This is a genomic window from Streptomyces anatolicus (genome assembly GCF_019400875.1).
In the GTDB taxonomy this organism is placed as follows: domain Bacteria; phylum Actinomycetota; class Actinomycetes; order Streptomycetales; family Streptomycetaceae; genus Streptomyces; species Streptomyces anatolicus.
In genome coordinates this window covers 1-2,222 of record NZ_WMBF01000725.1, presented here as the reverse complement: position 1 = coordinate 2,222, position 2,222 = coordinate 1, and the positions used below count along the sequence as shown (strand labels likewise).

2 protein-coding genes are annotated in these 2,222 nt (G+C 73.9%); both read left to right on the top strand.

Annotated features, from left to right (window positions below):
* The first annotated feature begins 115 nt into the window (after positions 1–115).
* On the top strand, positions 116–1,372 hold the full coding sequence (locus tag GKQ77_RS31865) for a sensor histidine kinase (protein ID WP_219692593.1): 1,257 nt from the start codon (positions 116–118) through the stop codon (positions 1,370–1,372).
* A complete protein-coding gene (locus GKQ77_RS31860) occupies positions 1,369–2,133 on the top strand; it encodes a response regulator transcription factor (protein ID WP_219692592.1) in 765 nt (254 codons plus the stop codon). Before GKQ77_RS31865 ends, GKQ77_RS31860 begins: the two co-directional genes overlap by 4 nt.
* Positions 2,134–2,222 lie beyond the last annotated feature (89 nt).

Here is a 2,222-nt window from a genome sequence, read left to right as displayed (position 1 = left end):
ACCAGGACCCTGGTCCTGGTCAGGGTCCTGCCCCGCCCAATCACCAGAACCCGCGAACCGCCCCCGCAACGCCCGCTGTGCGACCCTGGCCCCCGGGACACGGGGGGAGACAGGGATGCCCAGGAGCCGAGACAGCGAGCCCGGTGGCGTGGCCGACAGCGAGGCCGACGGCGGGACCGACAGCGACCGGCAAGGCCGTAACGACGCCCTCGTCGCCGGCGGCGCCTGCGCGCTGAACCTGCTCAGTTACGTGTTCTCCGACGGCCCCGACGGTCCCGACGGACAACAGGACGTGAGCGCCGCCGGGTTCCTCCTCGTCGCCCTCGCGGCGCTGCCGCTGCTCGCCCGGCGCAGCCACCCGGTGGCGGCGCTCGCGGCCGTACTGGCGCTCGACGCGACGGCCGCCCTGACCATCCCGCTGCCCAGCCACTTCGGCGCCGTGCTGGTCGTCGCGCTGTACTCGGTCGCCAGGGCCTGCCCGGGCCGGGTGACGGCGGTCGCGGCCACCGCGACGGTGGCGCTGACGGTGCTGAGCCAGAGCGACGGCCGCGTACCGTCCTTGCGGGACGCCCTCGCCTCGCCCCTCACGGCCCTCATCGTCGTCGGCACCGCCCTGGCGATCAACCGCTGGCAGCAGGAGGTGGCGGCCAACCGCGAGCTTGTCGCCGAGCGGGCGGTGGCGGACGAACGCCGCCGTATCGCGAGGGAGTTGCACGACATCGTGGCCCACCACATCACCACCATGCAGCTGATGGCCGGTGGCGCCCGCGCCAACCTCGCCCGGCCGGAGATCGCCCGGGACGCCCTGGTCACCCTGGAGTCCTCCGGGCGGCTCGCCCTGCGCGAGATGCGCCAACTCCTCGACGTGCTGCGGGCCGACGACGAACCGGAGGCCGCGCCCTCGCTGCCCCAGCCCGGCGCCGACGACCTCGACCGCCTGGTCGCCGAGTCCCGCCTCGCCGGACTGCCGACCGAGTTCACCGTCAGCGGGCCGAGGCGCGCGCTGCCGCCGACCGTCGGCCTCACGGTGTTCAGGATCGCCCAGGAAGCCCTCACCAACGCCCGCAAATACGCGGGGCGTGCTCGTGCTTCCGTACAACTGACCTACCACCAGGAGCGGGTCACCATAGAGGTGCGGGACAACGGCGGGGGCGCGTCCCCGCAGGAGGGGGCGTCGGCGGTGGGCCCGGGCGGCTACGGCCTCATCGGCATGCGCGAGCGCGTCTCCCTGCACGGCGGCACGCTCACGGTGGGCCCGCGGGCCGATGGCGGGTTCGCCGTGGTGGCCGAGCTGCCGCTGCCCATGGATGACGCCGACGGCACCGATGGGGCGGCCGGAGCGGCCACCCAGAACGAGGGGACGCCCCGATGACCGAGACCGAGACCAAGACCGAGACCGAGACCGAGACCTTTGAGACCGAGACCTTTGAGACCGGGCGGTCGGCTCCGTCCAGGATCAAGGTGCTGATCGTGGACGACCAGCCCCTGGTCCGCCGCGGCCTGTCGCTGATCCTCACCCCCGACCCGTCCATCGAGGTGGTGGGCGAGGCCGGGGACGGCGCCGAGGCCGTCGCCCTCGCCCGCCGGCTCCGCCCCGACGTGGTGGTGATGGACATCCGCATGCCCGTCCTCGACGGCGTCGGCGCGACCGCGGAACTCGCCGCCGAGGTGCCCGGCTGCCGGGTCCTGGCCCTCAGCACCTTCGACCTCGACGAGTACGTGGTGGGGGCCCTGCGCGCCGGGGCGTACGGGTTCCTGCCCAAGGACAGCTCCCCGGAGGAGCTGGGCGCGGCGATCCGCACGGTCCACGCCGGGGAGGCCGTCGTCGCGCCGCGGCTGCTCACGCGGCTGATCTCCACGTACGTACGCACCCCGGGCGGGGCGCGGACTTCCCCCGAGGCGGCCGGGGGCCTGACGCCCCGCGAGGTCGAGGTGTGGCGCCTCATGGCCACCGGCCACGACAACGCGGAGATCGCCCGTGACCTGGCGATCAGCGTCTCCACCGTCAAGAACTACATCACCAGCATCTTCGACAAACTGTCCGTCCGCGACCGCGCCCAAGCGGTCATAGCGGCCTACGAATCAGGCCTGGTAACCCCTCGCGCCTCACGTCCGGAGGACCGCACGGACTGATCGCCCCTGGCTGCCCCCCATCACGCCCGAGCGCACCCGCCCGTCAGCGCCGGGCAAACACCCGCCCACCCACGCCCGCCTCTCAGCGC